The 16792-nt window shown below is 32.8% G+C and carries 23 protein-coding genes and 3 pseudogenes; 3 read left to right on the forward strand and 23 right to left on the reverse strand.

Features of this window, described 5'->3' with window-relative positions:
• Window positions 1-33: 33 nt before the first annotated feature.
• From LT143_RS07670 to LT143_RS07720, 11 genes and pseudogenes are all read right to left on the reverse strand, one after another.
• Window positions 34-555, reverse strand: a complete 522-nt coding sequence (locus tag LT143_RS07670) for a DUF4275 family protein (RefSeq protein WP_246941943.1) — start codon at window positions 553-555, stop codon at window positions 34-36.
• 218 nt (window positions 556-773) lie between these two features.
• A complete protein-coding gene (locus LT143_RS07675; protein WP_246941945.1) occupies window positions 774-1304 on the reverse strand; it encodes a hypothetical protein in 531 nt (176 codons plus the stop codon).
• A 110-nt stretch (window positions 1305-1414) separates the two neighbouring features.
• Window positions 1415-1702, reverse strand: a pseudogene (locus LT143_RS07680) (HAD-IA family hydrolase); the annotation flags it as partial.
• A 151-nt stretch (window positions 1703-1853) separates the two neighbouring features.
• Window positions 1854-2204, reverse strand: coding sequence for a hypothetical protein (locus LT143_RS07685; protein ID WP_246941947.1), 351 nt, complete (start codon window positions 2202-2204; stop codon window positions 1854-1856).
• A gap of 157 nt (window positions 2205-2361) precedes the next feature.
• Window positions 2362-2721: a hypothetical protein gene (locus LT143_RS07690; RefSeq protein WP_246941949.1), complete on the reverse strand. Its 360-nt coding sequence runs from the start codon at window positions 2719-2721 to the stop codon at window positions 2362-2364.
• 1138 nt (window positions 2722-3859) lie between these two features.
• Entirely contained in the window at window positions 3860-4159 is a 300-nt protein-coding gene (locus tag LT143_RS07695; protein ID WP_246941951.1) for a V-type ATPase subunit a family protein, read from the reverse strand.
• On the reverse strand, window positions 4137-4664 hold the full coding sequence (locus tag LT143_RS07700) for a GNAT family N-acetyltransferase (protein WP_272495725.1): 528 nt from the start codon (window positions 4662-4664) through the stop codon (window positions 4137-4139). Before LT143_RS07700 ends, LT143_RS07695 begins: the two co-directional genes overlap by 23 nt.
• A gap of 117 nt (window positions 4665-4781) precedes the next feature.
• On the reverse strand, window positions 4782-5036 hold the full coding sequence (locus LT143_RS07705; RefSeq protein ID WP_246941955.1) for a hypothetical protein: 255 nt from the start codon (window positions 5034-5036) through the stop codon (window positions 4782-4784).
• Between the two features lie 357 nt (window positions 5037-5393).
• Window positions 5394-6050, reverse strand: coding sequence for a Type 1 glutamine amidotransferase-like domain-containing protein (locus LT143_RS07710; protein WP_246941957.1), 657 nt, complete (start codon window positions 6048-6050; stop codon window positions 5394-5396).
• Between the two features lie 102 nt (window positions 6051-6152).
• Window positions 6153-6650 carry a GNAT family N-acetyltransferase gene (locus LT143_RS07715; RefSeq protein ID WP_246941959.1) on the reverse strand — a complete coding sequence of 166 codons (498 nt, stop codon included), beginning with the start codon at window positions 6648-6650 and terminating at the stop codon, window positions 6153-6155.
• 392 nt (window positions 6651-7042) lie between these two features.
• A pseudogene (locus LT143_RS07720) lies at window positions 7043-7144 on the reverse strand (GNAT family N-acetyltransferase); the annotation flags it as partial.
• Between the two features lie 175 nt (window positions 7145-7319).
• On the opposite strand from LT143_RS07720, the gene LT143_RS07725 reads away from it, so the two are divergent.
• Window positions 7320-7862, forward strand: a complete 543-nt coding sequence (locus LT143_RS07725) for a hypothetical protein (RefSeq protein ID WP_246941961.1) — start codon at window positions 7320-7322, stop codon at window positions 7860-7862.
• A gap of 229 nt (window positions 7863-8091) precedes the next feature.
• Here the strand turns inward: LT143_RS07725 and LT143_RS07730 are convergent, their stop codons facing one another.
• The 10 genes from LT143_RS07730 to LT143_RS07775 all read right to left on the reverse strand — a co-directional run bounded on the left by LT143_RS07730 (window position 8092) and on the right by LT143_RS07775 (window position 13696).
• The gene (locus LT143_RS07730; protein WP_246941963.1) at window positions 8092-8283 is read right to left on the reverse strand and encodes a hypothetical protein; all 192 of its coding nucleotides are present in this window, start codon (window positions 8281-8283) and stop codon (window positions 8092-8094) included.
• Window positions 8284-8728: 445 nt separating this feature from the next.
• A complete protein-coding gene (locus LT143_RS07735) occupies window positions 8729-9178 on the reverse strand; it encodes a hypothetical protein (protein ID WP_246941965.1) in 450 nt (149 codons plus the stop codon).
• Between the two features lie 79 nt (window positions 9179-9257).
• Window positions 9258-9806, reverse strand: coding sequence for a hypothetical protein (locus tag LT143_RS07740; protein WP_246941967.1), 549 nt, complete (start codon window positions 9804-9806; stop codon window positions 9258-9260).
• 384 nt (window positions 9807-10190) lie between these two features.
• Entirely contained in the window at window positions 10191-10676 is a 486-nt protein-coding gene (locus tag LT143_RS07745) for a hypothetical protein (RefSeq protein ID WP_246941969.1), read from the reverse strand.
• Window positions 10677-10792: 116 nt separating this feature from the next.
• Complete coding sequence (locus LT143_RS07750; protein WP_246941971.1) at window positions 10793-12193, reverse strand: erythromycin esterase family protein; 1401 nt, start codon at window positions 12191-12193, stop codon at window positions 10793-10795.
• 46 nt (window positions 12194-12239) lie between these two features.
• Window positions 12240-12395, reverse strand: a complete 156-nt coding sequence (locus LT143_RS07755; RefSeq protein WP_246941973.1) for a hypothetical protein — start codon at window positions 12393-12395, stop codon at window positions 12240-12242.
• A gap of 66 nt (window positions 12396-12461) precedes the next feature.
• Window positions 12462-12617, reverse strand: a complete 156-nt coding sequence (locus LT143_RS07760) for a hypothetical protein (protein ID WP_246941975.1) — start codon at window positions 12615-12617, stop codon at window positions 12462-12464.
• Between the two features lie 62 nt (window positions 12618-12679).
• The gene (locus tag LT143_RS07765; protein ID WP_246941977.1) at window positions 12680-12853 is read right to left on the reverse strand and encodes a hypothetical protein; all 174 of its coding nucleotides are present in this window, start codon (window positions 12851-12853) and stop codon (window positions 12680-12682) included.
• A 53-nt stretch (window positions 12854-12906) separates the two neighbouring features.
• Window positions 12907-13224: a hypothetical protein gene (locus LT143_RS07770; RefSeq protein ID WP_246941980.1), complete on the reverse strand. Its 318-nt coding sequence runs from the start codon at window positions 13222-13224 to the stop codon at window positions 12907-12909.
• Between the two features lie 286 nt (window positions 13225-13510).
• Window positions 13511-13696: a DUF4083 domain-containing protein gene (locus tag LT143_RS07775; protein ID WP_246941982.1), complete on the reverse strand. Its 186-nt coding sequence runs from the start codon at window positions 13694-13696 to the stop codon at window positions 13511-13513.
• A gap of 193 nt (window positions 13697-13889) precedes the next feature.
• Between LT143_RS07775 and LT143_RS07780 the strand changes: the two genes are divergently transcribed.
• Complete coding sequence (locus LT143_RS07780) at window positions 13890-14732, forward strand: protein-glutamine gamma-glutamyltransferase (protein WP_246941984.1); 843 nt, start codon at window positions 13890-13892, stop codon at window positions 14730-14732.
• Between the two features lie 241 nt (window positions 14733-14973).
• Window positions 14974-15039, forward strand: a pseudogene (locus LT143_RS07785) (YjcZ family sporulation protein); the annotation flags it as partial.
• A 229-nt stretch (window positions 15040-15268) separates the two neighbouring features.
• Here LT143_RS07785 and LT143_RS07790 read toward each other — a convergent pair.
• Together LT143_RS07790 and LT143_RS07795 are read right to left on the reverse strand one after the other, a co-directional pair.
• A complete protein-coding gene (locus LT143_RS07790) occupies window positions 15269-15739 on the reverse strand; it encodes an NUDIX hydrolase (protein WP_246941986.1) in 471 nt (156 codons plus the stop codon).
• Window positions 15740-15852: 113 nt separating this feature from the next.
• Entirely contained in the window at window positions 15853-16626 is a 774-nt protein-coding gene (locus LT143_RS07795) for a TerC family protein (RefSeq protein WP_246941988.1), read from the reverse strand.
• Between the last annotated feature and the right edge of the window lie 166 nt (window positions 16627-16792).

Genomic DNA, 16792 nt, shown 5'->3' on the forward strand with positions numbered 1-16792 from the left:
GAAGAATTGCCGATAGTTGAAGATAATATAGAATTATTTATTATTAATTTTATAATAATATGGTCCACACATTGATTCATGTGTAAGAACATATGTCCAAGAAAAGTTTTTGTCAAATATATATATATCTTGTTTAGAATCAAAGTCTTCGGCTTTTAATTCAGATGCATTTGAATAAAGAGATACAATTGGATTTCCTTGATACATGATGTAAAGTTCCTCTTTGGCGACAGCATTAAAAGCATTTCTGGCTTCTTCTTCCTTTAAGCACTCTTGTTTTTCATAGCTAAATATATGCCACTTGAATTGATCATAATAGATATCTCTTTTAACGCTTTCACTTATATTCTTAGCAAATGAATAATCCCACTTCTGAATTAGTTCCTCTGATTCTTCTAGATATGAAGTAATTACTCCTTTGTCCTGAAGGCTTTTATTATGTAGATACTCCTGCTCAATGGACTTAATTGACCAATAAACATTGTTTAATTCATCTTCTGGTAATTTGTCTAGAATTTGATTAATTTTATCTCTAATCATTTTGAGCTCCTTCATTGAACTTATTAAAAACATCCATTATCATTCTCTTCTTCTCAAAGAAGGTATTACTCTCTTTTACAATCGCACTCGTTACTTTAAGTATATTATTCACAAACACTTACCATTGAATTTGATTTTTTTCAGCAAAAGAGAAAAACAAGATGCATATTAACGGGTTTACTGTCGGAATGGTATCATTCCGCCCCCCCTTATCTGAGAGCTTTTACATTTTATTAATTAAGTTCATCAATCGTCTTGAATATTCTTGAATAAACTTCTTTTATGTGTTCATCTGTTTTTTTATCATTATACAAACCGTATTTCCAGCTTTTTAACGACTCATCTTCTTTTAAGTTAAGTACCCCAACAGCATAGCTTTGACCAGCAGTCCAATTCCAAGACTCATTATATGCTGTTTGTTTTACGGTAAAAGGGATATGATTATTTGCTGATATAAAAAAGAATGGAATTGATGAATTTAGGTAAACGTCTGCAAATTGGCTTTCAGCAGCCTCTAAAAGATTATTTTCCCTTATAAATACTGCGTCATAAGACTTCAGTTCTTCACTTTCTATTTCATCAAATGAGGTCTCTGTAAATATCACATGTTCCTCATTTATTTCTGGTGGTTCTCCAACCACTGCAATTTTTAGAGGGTGTCCTTCATACAACTCAAAATCAGAAATTTGAGTGCAAGCTGTTAGTGCGAATAATAGTATTATCAATATAAAAGATAAATAGATTTTTCCTTTTCTTATATACATATTCAAACCCCCATATTTCTTATTGAAGTATTCCGATAGTTTAAAAGCACTAGTGCATCTGATTATACCAATTATGTAAAATAAATTAATAAGCTATCGAAAGAATTGATCTAGGCATATGGTTTTATTTCAGTATCATTTTGGTTGTACCAAATACCCTTCATATTTGCATTTGGGCAGCCAGCAATATTTTTTTGAATGTCGTCCCCAACAAATAATACAGTTTCCGGATGGTACGTTAAGCTTAGTTATTGCCAATTCAAATATGCGTTTGTCGGGTTACTAAACCCCACTTCTTCAGAAATAAATATTAAATCAAAACAAGTATCTAAATTAGTATTAAATATTTTAGCTTTTTGTCTCTGAGTTAAGCCGTTTGTTATAATCGCAATTCTTACATCTATAAGCGGTCTAATCACTCTTCGTTAGAGAAAAAGGTGACAAAGAAAGAGAGGATTATTTTAACATTCGCTGCTATTGTTGCTCACAACACTCTCGCACCCGTTTGTGAAACTAAACATTATGGTGATAATTTAAGAAAGTAATCTCTTATTTCTTTTGGTACTCTTCAACTGCAAGAACTTTTACCTTTTGAGTGCCTTCTTTACCTGGTGAAGTCATTATCAGATAAGATTTTTCATCGTATTCAAACAAGGTAAATTGGCTTATACTGTTTGCTTGTTTATCCGTTCCATTGATAAATTCAAAATCTGTTTCCTTAAAATTAGCCTCGTATCCTTTCAACATTATACTTTGTGCCTCTTCAAAATCATCCGCATAAGAAATAGATTGATACAGGTCCAATGAATTTTTAGGTTTGATAAAATGGAAATAATAATTAACCACAATTAGAATAACAAAAACCATAATGCCAATTATTAACTCATTTTTAAATGACATTTTACTCAACCTCTCGATTGTTCCACCTCACTTTTCAAATGGATTTATCATAAATAAAAAATGAACTGCTCTTTCACTAAACTTTCCCGTTTATATAATAATAAAGATATTAATATAATCTCTTAGGAGCATGACACTTGCAGTGTTGGCAACTTATTTAAAAAGCTATTATTAATATAAGACCTGCAATACCCCCAATAATGAGTATTGCCGATACTAGGTCATTTACAGTTGGTTTATCTAATAAACCATTCCGATTTAATTTCGAAATAATAATATAAATTACAATAATACTGACAATTGGTTCAACAGTTTCTCTAAGGAAATATTCGTGACCTATAAATAAGTAGTTAATTCGTATGAAAGTCCCAAGCAAAATCATTACAAGAAAAAATTTGAGTGGGAAATTCTTTTTGTAACTACCTATTGTCACCCCTTTCTTGTTAAGAAATGATACAACTAAGATTATGATTGCTATAGCAAAGAACATTTCTAAATAATGTATTAGGTAACTCATATTAATCACCTTATTTATTAGTCGTTTTAAGGATAGTCAAGGTTTTTCCTACTTAGCTGTTGGGACCATAAAAAGGCTCGCTAATAAGCAATCCACGTTCTTTCGTTCATGCACCTCATTAGTCTACACCAATCCAAACAAAAGCAAGAATAGATCTTTATCATGATTACTGTTATTGTCAGTTGTTATTTTTTCTTAAAAAGTTGATATACAACGTATCCAATAAGTAAGATTATCAGCAAAACAACGGTAATAGGTAAGAAAGCAGTTATAAACGAAAAATATGAAGTAGACTCCTCTACGTGCATTTTTAATCTCCTTTATTAATTTAGTGGGTTAATATTATCTCTACAAAACATTCTCTAATCATTCTTGTACAATCTTACTGATCTCTTGGCACAAGGAGCGACTACTTCTCAACAGTCGCACCTCTAACTTTTTAGTCAGATCAACCTCTTTACCGTTATCCCATACATATATGAGAAGTTCTAATTCAGCACCTAACATTTTAATCATCCCTGAACGAAGGAATAATTTTGCACCGTAATACTCATAGAAGAAACGAGTATTGTTACATTCTAATACTTCAACAAAAACTTTATTGAACTCCTACTCTCGAAATTGGTGAAATAGCTGCTTCATTGGCTCTTTCCCAATCACTTTTCCTTGAAATTCTTCCAATAGATAAATAGATGGTAAGTCACCAGAGTTGTCAAAGTTGATTTCAACTCACCGTTAATGCAGTAAGAAATGTGATTTTAATAGGGGATAATTCTTAGAAAGAATCAATAAATTTTGCGGTAACATAACCCATATAGATAATTAAATAGGTTATTGAGACTATAAAAGAATATTTCAGAAAATGTTTAAGAAAACGATTCCCATTTATAAAGTCTTTTACATTACTATCAAAAAAATATGTTAATAGTAAACTAGAACAAATAATAAAATAAAAAAATACAAACAATCGTAACACCTCCAAATAAAGTTAGTACCCTGTAGTTGAAGAAGGTAAAAATACCCTAGCTGAGTTATCTTTAAATAAATCTACAAGACATATGTTGTACACCTATGCTTCTGACATTTTTATCTTCTTCCATTGTGAATTCATTTCAAAAAATGAAACCAAAAAGACTATCTATAGAAAACCATTATTAAAGGATATGCCAGAAGATGATTGCCCTCCTAGAATTGTGAATAGCCCCATTAAAAATAAAATATAGATGGTTGAGAAAACTTGCCATTTAAATATATCTTCATTGTTTCTTTCTCTGTACTTCTTGTACAACAGACTAAATAGGAATAGTCCAAATATAAATGTGATCAGTAAACCTTCTGGCAAAATGCCCGCAAGTGGAATATTAGGGAAATAGTCATAAACAAATAAAATTGTAATAGCCAAAACAATGATAAATTCAATTGGTTTTAAAAGTTTCATAGAATAACCCCTTAGGTGAGCTTATCGAATAGATTGCTTGTTCAGCTCCAAATCTCATAATGTTACTTTCAAATTGCATACCTACTCTTTCTAAGAGTCTACAAGATTTTGTATTTGCTGTTTGAGTTTCTGCTACTAATCTTGATAGATTCAAATCATACAAAGCGTGTTGTATGATCGATTTAACTACTTCTGTTGCATAACCTTTTCCCCACCATATTGGTAATAGTTGATATGATAGTTCGAGATAAGTACCATCATGATGAGGGTCAAGAGAAACCAAACCAATAAAATTATCAGTTTGTTTTTCTCGGACAACCCAATAAAAGGAAGAGTTTTCCGTCGGATCAAGCATATCGTCTAATACTTGTTGAATTGACTCTTCATCCCGTATTCCACCAAGGAATCTTCTTACTTCTTGATATGTAAATAGTTTTTTCACATCAGAATAATCTTTTTCTTCAAAAGGATTTATGAAACATCTATATGTTTCTAACAAATACATTCATCCCCTTCATACATATTTACTATTTACATCATTACTCATAATCAAAAGCTTCGTTTATTAAACGGTCATACCTCTATAACTGAAAAAGCGTTAATCAACTTTAAGATTAACGCATCACCTTACCTTGCTATTACCTATCCACACAAACTTCTCAGTGGTACCATTCCAAGAAATAGTTGTTTCTTTTTTCTCTTCTTTACTTGTTAGAGCAAATCCAGTACATGAATGACCACCAATTTCCACAGATCCATTACTGTTTAATGAAGTGTTTCCATTCATGCCTCCGACGTTAGTTTTTATTGAATACTCAATATCCTTTGGTTTGGGACCTGTACTAATATACTCTATTCTCGTACTGTTTTTTTTCATATCATCCCCCAGAATTTCTACCCTATATATCACTTTCCAGTTTTCACTTTGTCCTTTAAAATGAAATTGTTCACTGCCTGAACAAGCAGTTGAAAATAGAGCAATAAACAGGTATAGGGGGAAATACTTTAACATAAAATCACCCTTTCACCCACGGAGGAACTCTCTACACTCCTTGGATTAATCTAACTCAATAGTTAAATTTTAACATTTATTAGTTAGAAGTGATACTAGTGTCATCAATTACTTTAAAGTACACATATTCATGTTCTAAATTATACCTCCACTATTCTAAACCGCTATTAACCTCTTACTGCTAGCACCAAATGAGCTATATCCAATAACCAGCAAATACAATTAGAACGTCTCATCCAATTTCTGAATCTTTGAATGAGAGATTAAAAAAACATTGCCAATAATGTCGATTTTGTCTCCCTTTACGCGTACAGCACAATCTTTGTTCGACGCATATATATTCATTTCTTTTGATAGGAGAGAAAGTTCGTTCTGAATCCATGCAATATTATTTTCAAGATCAAAGTGAGACAGGACCGAAAAATTGTCAAGACCGATTCCATCATAAACAGAGCTCATTTCAACTTTGTACCCAAGGTTTCTCGAGCATAACCATTTAGCGGACATGTTGATTGCACCAGCGCTTGCTCCCATTACTACGGCGTTACTTTTTTTAATCAAATCCGATAATTCATAATCCTTCAAAAAACTATTTTGTTTAAGAGTATCTCCACCCAACAAGAAGATGACTGAAGCATTCCGAATTTTCGTTTGTGCATCTTCCTTCTGAACACGATCATTTATTAAATGATATTCATCAAACATAATACCAGCCTGTTCGAGCCACGAACGTTCAGAAGCACCAATTTCATCATAAATAGATGGATTCGAGCTTATCAAAACCAGCGACTTTCTATCACTTATATCCTCCTGTAACAGCCTGCCCAGATTCTCTGGAAAGAAATGATTAAACCAACCTAAATAATAGTGAGTTTTCATAAGTACCCCTTAGCCAATAAAAAAGTATTTCTTTGCGTCAATCATTCTGTTATCATGTCACTAACAAAATACTCTATATAAGTCCCGATAGTTGAACAAGAATTATAAAAATAAAACCATTAGTTCATCGTCGAAGTATGTATCTTTAATTTTTAATCCGTTTCTATTAACCCCATACGTTTTAAAACCTAAAGAATTGTATAAATTTTTTGCAGGTTCATTACCTGAGGTTACTGTTAAGTAGATTTGTTCAACGACTTTTATTTCTTTAGCTTTTAATATAGCCTCAGTCATTAACTTTCTTCCAATTCCTGATTTGCGATTCTCTGGATAAACATACATAGCAACAATGTTTGCTCTATGTTTCGTTTTGGTTTTTGTTTCTACTATTAAAGTTACAACCCCTACAAGATTGTTTTCAACAAAAGCCCCAAATGTAAAGAAATGACCAAACTTTAATCGGTTTTCAAAACTTTCAAGAGTAGATTCCTTTTCTTCTTCATAACTGGAACTAAATGCTTCAGGGTTTGCCTTTAATGCCTCTAATCTAATTTCTCTATAAATTACTGCATCTGTTGGTTCAAGTATTTTAATTTCCATCATTAACCCTCCTGCTCTAGTTAATCTAACCTAATCAATTCTCTTAAATTTACTGTCTAGTTCCACAATGTGGACAGGATATAAAAGATGTACCATTAACTACTTTATTAATTTGTGTATATGTTTTACCACAAAATTCGCATATTATTGGTCTACTATCGTATATCTGGTCCACTACCTTTCTTCCAAAATACAAGAATAGAATCATAGGTATTAAACAAATCAACAAAACTCCCCACATAGGCATATATGATAGCCCTCCCTTAATTAAAAACTAGATATCGTAATAGTATTACTTACGTTTCAACCATTTAAAAGTTACAAAAATTAGAACGCTGATTTACTAAAGGGCTTTCGTTCCCGCTGCATTTGCAATATCACTTTTGTTTGAATTATGATTTCACTTTGAAATATATAATTTCAGGATCTCCTTCATCTAAGTTTTCAACTATTCCACTTTCAATAAAACCATTAAAATCGAATATTTTCTGCATATCAAGCTCCCCTTTTCTGTCTTAATAAATCTAATTTATATTAGAGACCATTAGCTACTGGTTTTTTCCCCTAAAAAACCTAAGCTGCAATAGTTGTTCAATACTTTATGAATCCCATCTTCATTTATATTTGTCGCATAAATAGTGAATAATATATATAACAAGAATTAAAGGAGTGACGACGATTAATCTTATAAAAACATTTTTAATTACAGCTATAATTTCACTTTCATGGCCGTACGTTTCGAACGCAGACTACACTAGTGAAGAATTCCAAAGGTCTTATTTTGACATTGGCTATAAAGAGGTTAATGCTGCTTTGCAAGAAAGTAGAGACCACTTTAAAAAGGATATTGCATTGCCAGTACAAATACCTTCTATAGAATTCACACACAGTTTTGGAAGATTTAATAATCTGGATGGAGACATGAACGATGGATTTGAAATTGAATACCTACATATAAATAAACCAAGAAATCACTATATGATAAGGGTCAAGCCCGTTAAATATGGATTACCGATTATGCAGGAGCATATTGACCAAACCTTTAAACTTAAAGATGGAAGCAAAGCGTTCTATAGCACAAAGATCGCGAGAGGATTTAATTTATTAGTATTCCAAAAGAACGGATGGCAGTATGTTCTTAACATCGATAAAGGTGTTTCAGACCTTGTAACTACAGACAATTTAGTAGAGATAGCAGACTCCATCAGGTAATATTCAGTAAAAGAGGGGTAAGTAATATAACCAGCCCAGTTATTATAGTGAGATATGATTTCATCATAGGCAACACCTCATTTTAGTGTTTCTTAAAATGTACATTCCACTAAAAAGACCCAATAGTACGAAAAAGGCGAGTGCCGCTCAGCACTCGCCCGTATGTAAAAACTTTAATTACTGACTATTAACCTCAACCGGTAATTTAATAAAGAAAAGGCCACCATGCTTATTCTGAACCAAAAGAAGAAGTGACTGCAATACTCCATACAATTAGTAAAAACGATATGGTTAGCCAAAATGTATTTTTATCAGTAGGTTGTTCATTCTTTACGTTTTTTAATATTGCTACTAGATTAAGACAAAAGTTAATACTTAAAATTGGTGTTATGTAAAGACTAATAAACCAGAATACAACCATTGGTAAACTACCCCTCTATAAATATATCATTATTCCAAACATTATACGGTGGTCAATAGACACTCCCAAAAACGAATTAAATCCTACTAGTTTCAAAACGCTTCAATTTTATGAACAAATCCTTTAAACTTCAGTAATTATATAGCTACTTCCATCTAGATGTGAATGAATGGGTAATTCTTTTTCCATATACTGTATTTAAAAAGGCAGGGGTTTTCCAGTAATAGTTACTGTTTTGAGTCTTTATTACAAAATAATCTCTTAATATATTAGGATTAAAACTACCATTATTATTAAATACTGATCTAAGTCTGTAACTTTTATTGAAAGGCTACCCTCTTGGTCGCTACCGGTAGTCTCATAAGAACGCCCTTTCTGATTACATGTACTGTTTCACTATGGGGGGAGCCGACTATAATTTGAATTCCACAGAAGAAGTATTTAACTATTCATTACTCCATACGGTACTTATTGAACTAAGCGTCCTTATTCCATTTGGGATAAATCGGACCTCAATTGTATGTTCACCTATTAGATGATTTCCAGTTTCTATTTCAATCTTGTATTCCCATGTTTCATTAGGACTAAAAATATTATCGGAATGTGTTGGGAACACAGTTACGTTTTTCACAGGAACTTCACTCTCAATATTAATATCTATATGACGGTCATAATCAGTAAACCTGAGTTGTAATTCTTCTTCAATTATATTTGTTACTCGATATGTCAAGAAAAGTTTACCATTTTCATTTTTAATGTCGCTAAACTCCTGAGAAACTTCAATATGTTTAAAGTTATTCTCAATTTCCGTTTGGTAGTGAAAAAAACTATACATAGCAAAGATCATTATTATGGATACAACAATAGCCAATAAAATAATAAATATTCTTTTCAATCTGTTCACACCAACTTTTCAGTTTCATATCTAGTTAACATTCCTCTTTCAATAAAGTTTGTTAAATAAGGAGTTATAGTTATTGTGTAATCTGTTCTATTATTTTTCCGTCTGATGAAAAACCAGTAATAGTAGAGCCTAACAGGTCTGTACCATTTGCAACTAAAAACCAAAATTTTTCATCATTGTTATATTCTACTATTCTGGCTTTTAATTCGGTTCCTACTTTAGTCTTAACATTCACTTCTTCTATTCGAGAGTCAAGTATCTTCCCTCTGATTAAACCGGTATAAGCGGTAAAGTGAAATTCTAAGTTTGAAAAACCCCAATCTAGTTTATATTCATGCGCAAGCCCTCCCTGACTGCTACTAACGAGAGTCCATCCAAATAGTCTTTTCTTAAATAGAGCACTTCCAAAATACAAGTTTTCTTGATGACCCCATTCATAAAAAACGATTGCCTGATTCTTATTCAAAAATTCTATATGAGCAATGTTCCTCATCGGTTGATTTGACGAGTACATAGCATCTTTTATTCCTTGAACATCATCTTTAATTACTAAGTTGATAGAACAGATCCCTAATAAAATCAAAGTTATAGATAAGCCAAATATTAATTTCTTAGTCATAGTAACAATCCTCCACAATAACCTATTGTTCACTTGTATACTGAAACACCTACTTCAACCTTTTATTTGTGAAGGTTCCAAAGAGCTGCTAGAAATGCCTATCTATGACTACTTGTGCACAATAATTCTAGCCACCGTAAATAGCTTTCCATCTATTTCAACAACAACGGGTGCTAATCCAACCTTGAATAGCACCCGTTGAAAAAGAAGGTTCAATCTTAAATAGACCCGTTTAAAGTTGGTTATGATGGTGCGAATAGCCCAATTGTCAGAAAACTCCCTTTACCCTTAATCCTTTTCTAGTTCAGTTTGATATCTCATTGGAAACCATCGTTACCTATTAAGGAGATATCGGGTTTGAATTGCTCTCATATTTTTAAAATTTCACTTTCCAACATACCCACTATAGGCTATTTCCCAAAGTTGATCTTTACCCTTGTGTTGAGCATCTTCTTGTAAGCTTATAACCTTCCATTTTCCATCCACCTGATTAAAAGCAATGTAAACATTGTCATAAATTACTTCTTTTCCATTTTCAACAACGGTTAATTTGACGTAACCATTTTGCCAACCATCATCAGGTCGCATCACTAATTTTTCAAAGGATTTAATATAAGTTCCTTCTTCCTTTAACTGCTTTACTCGGTTCACCCAAATTTCTTTTGCAGCTTTATAAGAAATAGTAACTTCTTCATCTGAGGCATGATTGTGATAATAAAGGTAATCAAATGCCTTTTCAAAATTCTCCTTTGTAACATGAGTTAGAAAATTGTTCGTGTTACTTCTTGCACTGCCAGAATCCATATCTATAAAAAGGAAACCTAATATCGCGATAATACCTATTACTAATGCCCATTTTGAATTTTTCATAACGAATGCTCCATTCTTACAGGTCTTTTTTACTATTTTGATCTCTAGACAAGAGTAATGACAAAGTATAAAAAACCATTCATAAAATTATAAGACTATTAGTTTATTATCATCTTCTATCGGTAAACAGTAGGAGTAACCTTCTTAATGAATAATAATCCATCATACTGTTCACTCGGATTGAATTTATATTCAAAGAAACCTTCCTCATACGTGCTTAATGTCTGATTTAACCATTCAGGTCGAGTACTCTCATTACTAATATCTAGCCAGTATGCACTTGCATCACTTTGCTTCATAATCCACTCCAAATCCGTTTCTTTCTCCTTTGGTGGAATACTGTAATTTTGACCATCCGAAACAATTGAACCTGTATCCATGAATAAACCTAATACGTAACTTTGTTTTTTAATCGTTTCAGGAAGGATGGTTCCTAAATAGTCTGGCATTGGCTCGTACATTGTTTTAAGATCTGAATCTACCATCATCATCTTATTTGCATCTTTCATAATATGGTAGTTGTGATACCAAAATAATATCTTCTTATCTGGATACTTCTCTTCAATAAGTCGAATTAATTGTTCTGATGCTGCACGGTCTCGTAAAGTTATGTTTTTTTGGTAATCATTTTTGTATACCGTTAAATCTGTATATCCCTTATCGAAAACTTCTTGTAAGACCCAAATTCTATGCTCAATAGACTCTATTAATGTTGGAATCAAATTCTCACTGTTAGGGTAAGTCTCTTGTAAATTCTTTTTTTGCTCTTCAACAAATTGAAGAACCTGTTGATACCTTTTAATTAGCTCTACTCTTTCTTTCTTACTTGTAAGATGAGAAACTTGTGCATATTTTCCCTCTATATCCTTAACTAAAGCTGCCATATCCGAGTTGAGTGGGAGTAACCATCTGTTCAGGAAAGAGCCTAGCTCGTATTCTGTTAAACTTGTTCCATCATATTCTGACGTAAAACTAGTAATATCTAAGCCAGTCAATATTAATGGATCATCAGTTTTTGACTGATCACTTATGTATTTAAACAGTTGAAGTGTGTCATCGCTATGCCATGTTGCCCAGATTGAATACTTCATTAAATCATAATGAGAGAGATCTTTCGCTGCCGAATATGTGATGTTTGCTTCGGGGAACCCTGTTTCGAATACCAATACATCAAAATCAAGTTCCTCGTGCAGATATGGAATTAATCCAGATTTGACTTGATTAAATTCTGCAATACTATGACCATTTTCACCAAGGAAGAGATATTTTTTATGTTTAAGTATATCCTTTAAGAAATCAAATTTTTCTTTTTCTATTTTATCAATCTCAATTGGATGGCCATAATCGTTAAGAAATTCCTTATATTTTTTTTCCTCTCCTTCAGAATCAGAATCACCAAGAATCTCCTTATCAATAACAGTTTCATTCGAAAGTGCAGGTTCTTGGGAACAGGCAACCAATATAATTAACCCCAATATCATTAAGTACAATTTTTTGTGGTACATAACAGTACCCAACAATAATCCCCCCTCGGAATTAAGTTACTCTTTCTGGACAAAAACGTTAATCTCTATTAGAAAGCTCTAGTTTTTTACTAATTTCTTCTAATAATTGATTTTGTTTTTCTTGTTTTTCTAGGACCTTATCAGCTAGTTTTTCTAATGTCTTGGTAATTGACCAAAGTGAAATAAAAATAAATAACATTACACCTATATCCATAGTAATCGCCCCTTCCCATAACTCCAATTAGACGGTATATAGGTTCTGCTAGGTCAATATGTTATCCTATACACGTTTATGATGTTTCGAAATTTCTTCTTTAAAAAATAATATTCTCAGTTCAATCCAGGATACCTTCCTAAAAGTTAATAATGAAAGCATAGCTAAAATTAGATATTCAAAATAAGGCGGTCCTGACTTGTTGTCTACTATTCTACTCAAGGAAAAACCTCCATTTATCTTGCTAAGCTTCTATAACAAATCGAAAAGGAGTAAAAATAGAATTATCTATTTTGTTTCTCTTCATAGTGAGTAAGGTGATTTGTACCTTCTTTCTTTCCACTTACTATCTCATCATAGGGAGTATAGTTATTGGAAGGGAACCTCTTGTTCTTCATTGTTTTCATTGTTACAATAGCAATTAAAGCAAGGATGAAAATTAAGAATAGGAACGTCATTTTATTTGTTTCTCCTTTCTTTTTTAAGGATTCTATATACTTGGATTGCGATTTTAATCTTTTTCGTAATTAGATTTCTTTACAAAAAATAGATACACTATAACTAAAAACAAACTTGAAATAATGAAAACTATGTATACTAACCTCTGTTCAACATAGAAATATGTGATTACGGCCAATAAAGCTAAACATAGTGCAATCACACCCATCTTCCTCGTCTTATCTAGCAAACTTCCTAATAAACCTAAAGTTACACCACCTATTAAAAGAAAAGGAATGAAATTCGTATAAGATTCTTCTAAAGAATAAAAAGGGAATACGGCTATGGATATAACACTTAACCATTGAAGTACTCTACCTAATCTCTTCAATTTTACCCTCCTTAACATTACACACTTCTTCAACCCTAATTTTACCATAAGTTGATAAAGCTCAATCACATAATGTTTAAATTTTCCATAAAAAAAAAGAGCCTTAATCCGTATTGAATTAACACCCTTTTACTAATGACTGAACCTTTTATCAACCTGCTACAAGAGTTGACAGCAACTAACTATGGTCACAGTTCTATTACTTAGATAAAAGATCTGTGAAGGTCAATTTGACTGAGTTTTAAATAAAGGCTCTTTTCATCCTGATGCAGGTGCATACCTAGAATTATTCGTTTTTCTCAGTCAATTTATCTAATTTAGCTTCAATTCTGTCTAGTCGTGCTTTTTTCTTTCTTGAAGATGTCCAGAGGAATAAGATCACTATTATTAATACTATAGGGATTGCTAACGAAAATAATTGAAATATTATGTCACCCATATTTAGGGTAAACCCTGATTCTGCTGTTTGCATGTTTTCAACTCCATTTTTTCCCACTATACATTATAAGTTCTATAACAAGCAGAAATCTCCTTCTAAATAATACTTTACAATAAGGATTAAGAACTGTATTGATTAAGGTCTGTTGGTACTTTGAAGTAACTGCGAACATCTTCAAACACTTACACGAATATAATGTACCAACTCTAAGTGGAAGGAAGATCTCATGATACAAATAGCTGGAATACCTTTTCAACCAAACGAAACGAATGGAGAAGACTTAGAAAGAATAATCGTCAAACAACTTTCAGATAGCCCTATTTTATATACCTATCCATCTATGCATGACCTTCTGTTTGAACTCAAACTTCGTAAGAATATCATTGACAGCGCCGATGAAATGAATAGGAGTAAAGCAGTGTTTACAACTTTTCAGTATGCTACATGCAATGATACTTACTGGAAATTAACAGATGCAGGAGGATTCTTATTAAAGCGTGACGTAAATCCTTCCGAAGCCATTTTGGATATTTTTAAAAATAGTTCAAAGTATGCATTTGAATGTGCAACAGCATGTGTAATTATCTTCTACCGTGCCGTATTAAAGAGTATTGGAAAACCTTTCTTTGATTCACTTTTTCAAAACATTTATTTATATAGTTGGCACGCTGATCCTGACCTAGGAATTCGAACGTTTCATGGCAAACATTTTTTACCTGGTGATATCGTTTACTTTAATAATCCAGACTTTAATCCGGAAACACCATGGTATCGTGGAGTGAATGCTGTTGTCATGACCGAAGGCAAGTATTTTGGACATGGCTTTGGAATAAAGACTGATGAAGAAATGATTGACATGTTGAATAAAAAAAGAAATAAAGATAGTAGTCAATCCACATATTTGACTACTTTGGTTACAAACCCTGCCTTTCTATATTTATCAAAATTCTCAAACACTCTAAGGGCTCAGCCCTCAGGTAAAAGACAACCAATCGTTTACCATCACAATAAGAGTTCTATTTCCTCTCTACACTATCTATCTTATCTCCAAAAGTTATTCATCCATTAGCAAATGGGACATTCACCCATTTTCATTTTATACCGAGGCAATTTAGAACTAGGTGAGTATACTGTAGTGAATCTACATTATATAGAAAGGAAGTATGAAAATGGAGACAAATGTCAATGCAGCACCTTATATGATGGGAGCAAACGTTAATGCAGCACCTATGATGGGGGCTAATGTTCCACCTCAGCCAACTTATGTTGAACCAAGCTATGGTTATGCTTGCCCTGTACCGCGATACGATAGTTTTGTATTAATTGTTGTGCTGTTTATCTTATTAATTATTGTGGGAGCATGTTATCTATCTTAGGAATAGGCTCCTAAAACTTTGTTGCTTTTAAACCTATTTCATCTGAAGTTAATCTTACTTTTAACGATAAATGTAGTATTAATTGTTTTGAAAAGAGTAACTGTCTAGATGAAAAGCAGGTGACTCAAATTAATAAGTTTGAATTCGACTTTTGGGATTTTTACGAAGCAACAATCTATACGGAAAGAGTCTAGGAATAAAGCCAGAAAACAAACAAGAATATATATGTTTAATATATTCTTGTTTGTTTGGTTTTTATTTTTGTTAAATACGGTTCGATATAATTCCGATAACCTTGTGTTAAACCATCAGGTAATTCATGAAGGTTAAAATACTTAATATCTATAGACTCCTGAAAATCAATATTTATAGCCCCCTTTACTTCATTTGTTACATAAACAGCCGTAACAGAATAGAGTTCATCTCCATTTGCTACTTTTAAGTAATAATCTTGACCCGAGAAGATACCCAATAACTCGAGTTCTCCTATATCCAGCCCCGTTTCTTCTTTTACTTCTCTTCTAGCTGTTTCTTCAAGACTTTCTCCTAATTCCATAATTCCACCGGGTAACCCCCAACTACCATCAGTTCGATGCTGTAATAAAAGCTGATTCTCGTTATTCATAATTAGTACTACGGATCCCGGCAAAATCAAAGGTCTATGCCCCACAAGTTTTCTTAATTCTTTCACATAATTCATCGTGTGTTCCTCCTTATTACCTTCCATTTTATAGACCTATAAATAGCTTCAACATAAAGAAGCGATATTCCTGTTTTGGAATATCGCTTCTTTAGGCTCTAATAATAGCTATTTTAAGCATTGCTGTTCTGCACTGTTTTCTTAGTAGGAGCAAACCAACCAAGTAAAGCAATGGCGACTAGTACTCCGTAAAAGATCAGTGTCCATACGGTACTATGTGGAAAGTGATAATCTAATACCCCAATATCCTTATGAGCTAAGGTAATAACAGCTAGTTTGACACCCACCCAAGCAACAATGGCGTAAGCAGTTGTTTCTAATGCTGGACGCTTTTCAAGAAGTTGTACAAACCAGGTTGCTGCGTACTTAATTAGAACAAGTCCTGCAATTCCTCCGAGAACAACTACAATAAATTGGCCTCCGTCCATGCCACCAAAATCTCTTAATGGAGAATCAGGGAGTCCGAGCGCAAGAGCTACAGCTGCTAATATGGAATCAATAGCAAATGCGAGGTCTGCTAAGGCAATCTTTCCTACTGTAGGCCAGAACCCCTTACCAGCTGCTTCTTTTTCATCATCCTTATGAATGTTCTCATTCTTTTTCCCAAACCTTGCTTGTATGACATGCTTTAATCCTAGATAAAGCAGATAGGCTGCTCCTATTGCTTGAATCTGCCACACATTGGCTATAAAAGAAATAGCAAAAAGTGCAATGAATCGGAACGCAAAGGCCATAAGAATACCATAATTAATCGCTCTTTTCTTTTGTTCTTCTGGTAGATGCTTAGCAATAACTGCCAGTACAAGGGCATTGTCTGCTGATAATAATCCTTCTAGTCCGATTAAAACCAACAGTGTCCAAGCATACTCCAACCATATTGAATCCATGTATTTCTCTCCTTTTCAACTAAGGTTTTGTCACATTTCCCCCTACCATATAACTTCCCCAAAAAGCCAGTAGCTAATGAGTAAGTTATTTCTTTTCGAAATTAGTATATCTCTTTATCATTTGATGAGAGGGAGTTCTACTTGTTAATATTCAATTAAAGAGGTA

Source organism: Bacillus pinisoli (assembly GCF_023036475.1).
In the GTDB taxonomy this organism is placed as follows: Bacteria; Bacillota; Bacilli; order Bacillales; family SA4; genus Bacillus_BS; species Bacillus_BS pinisoli.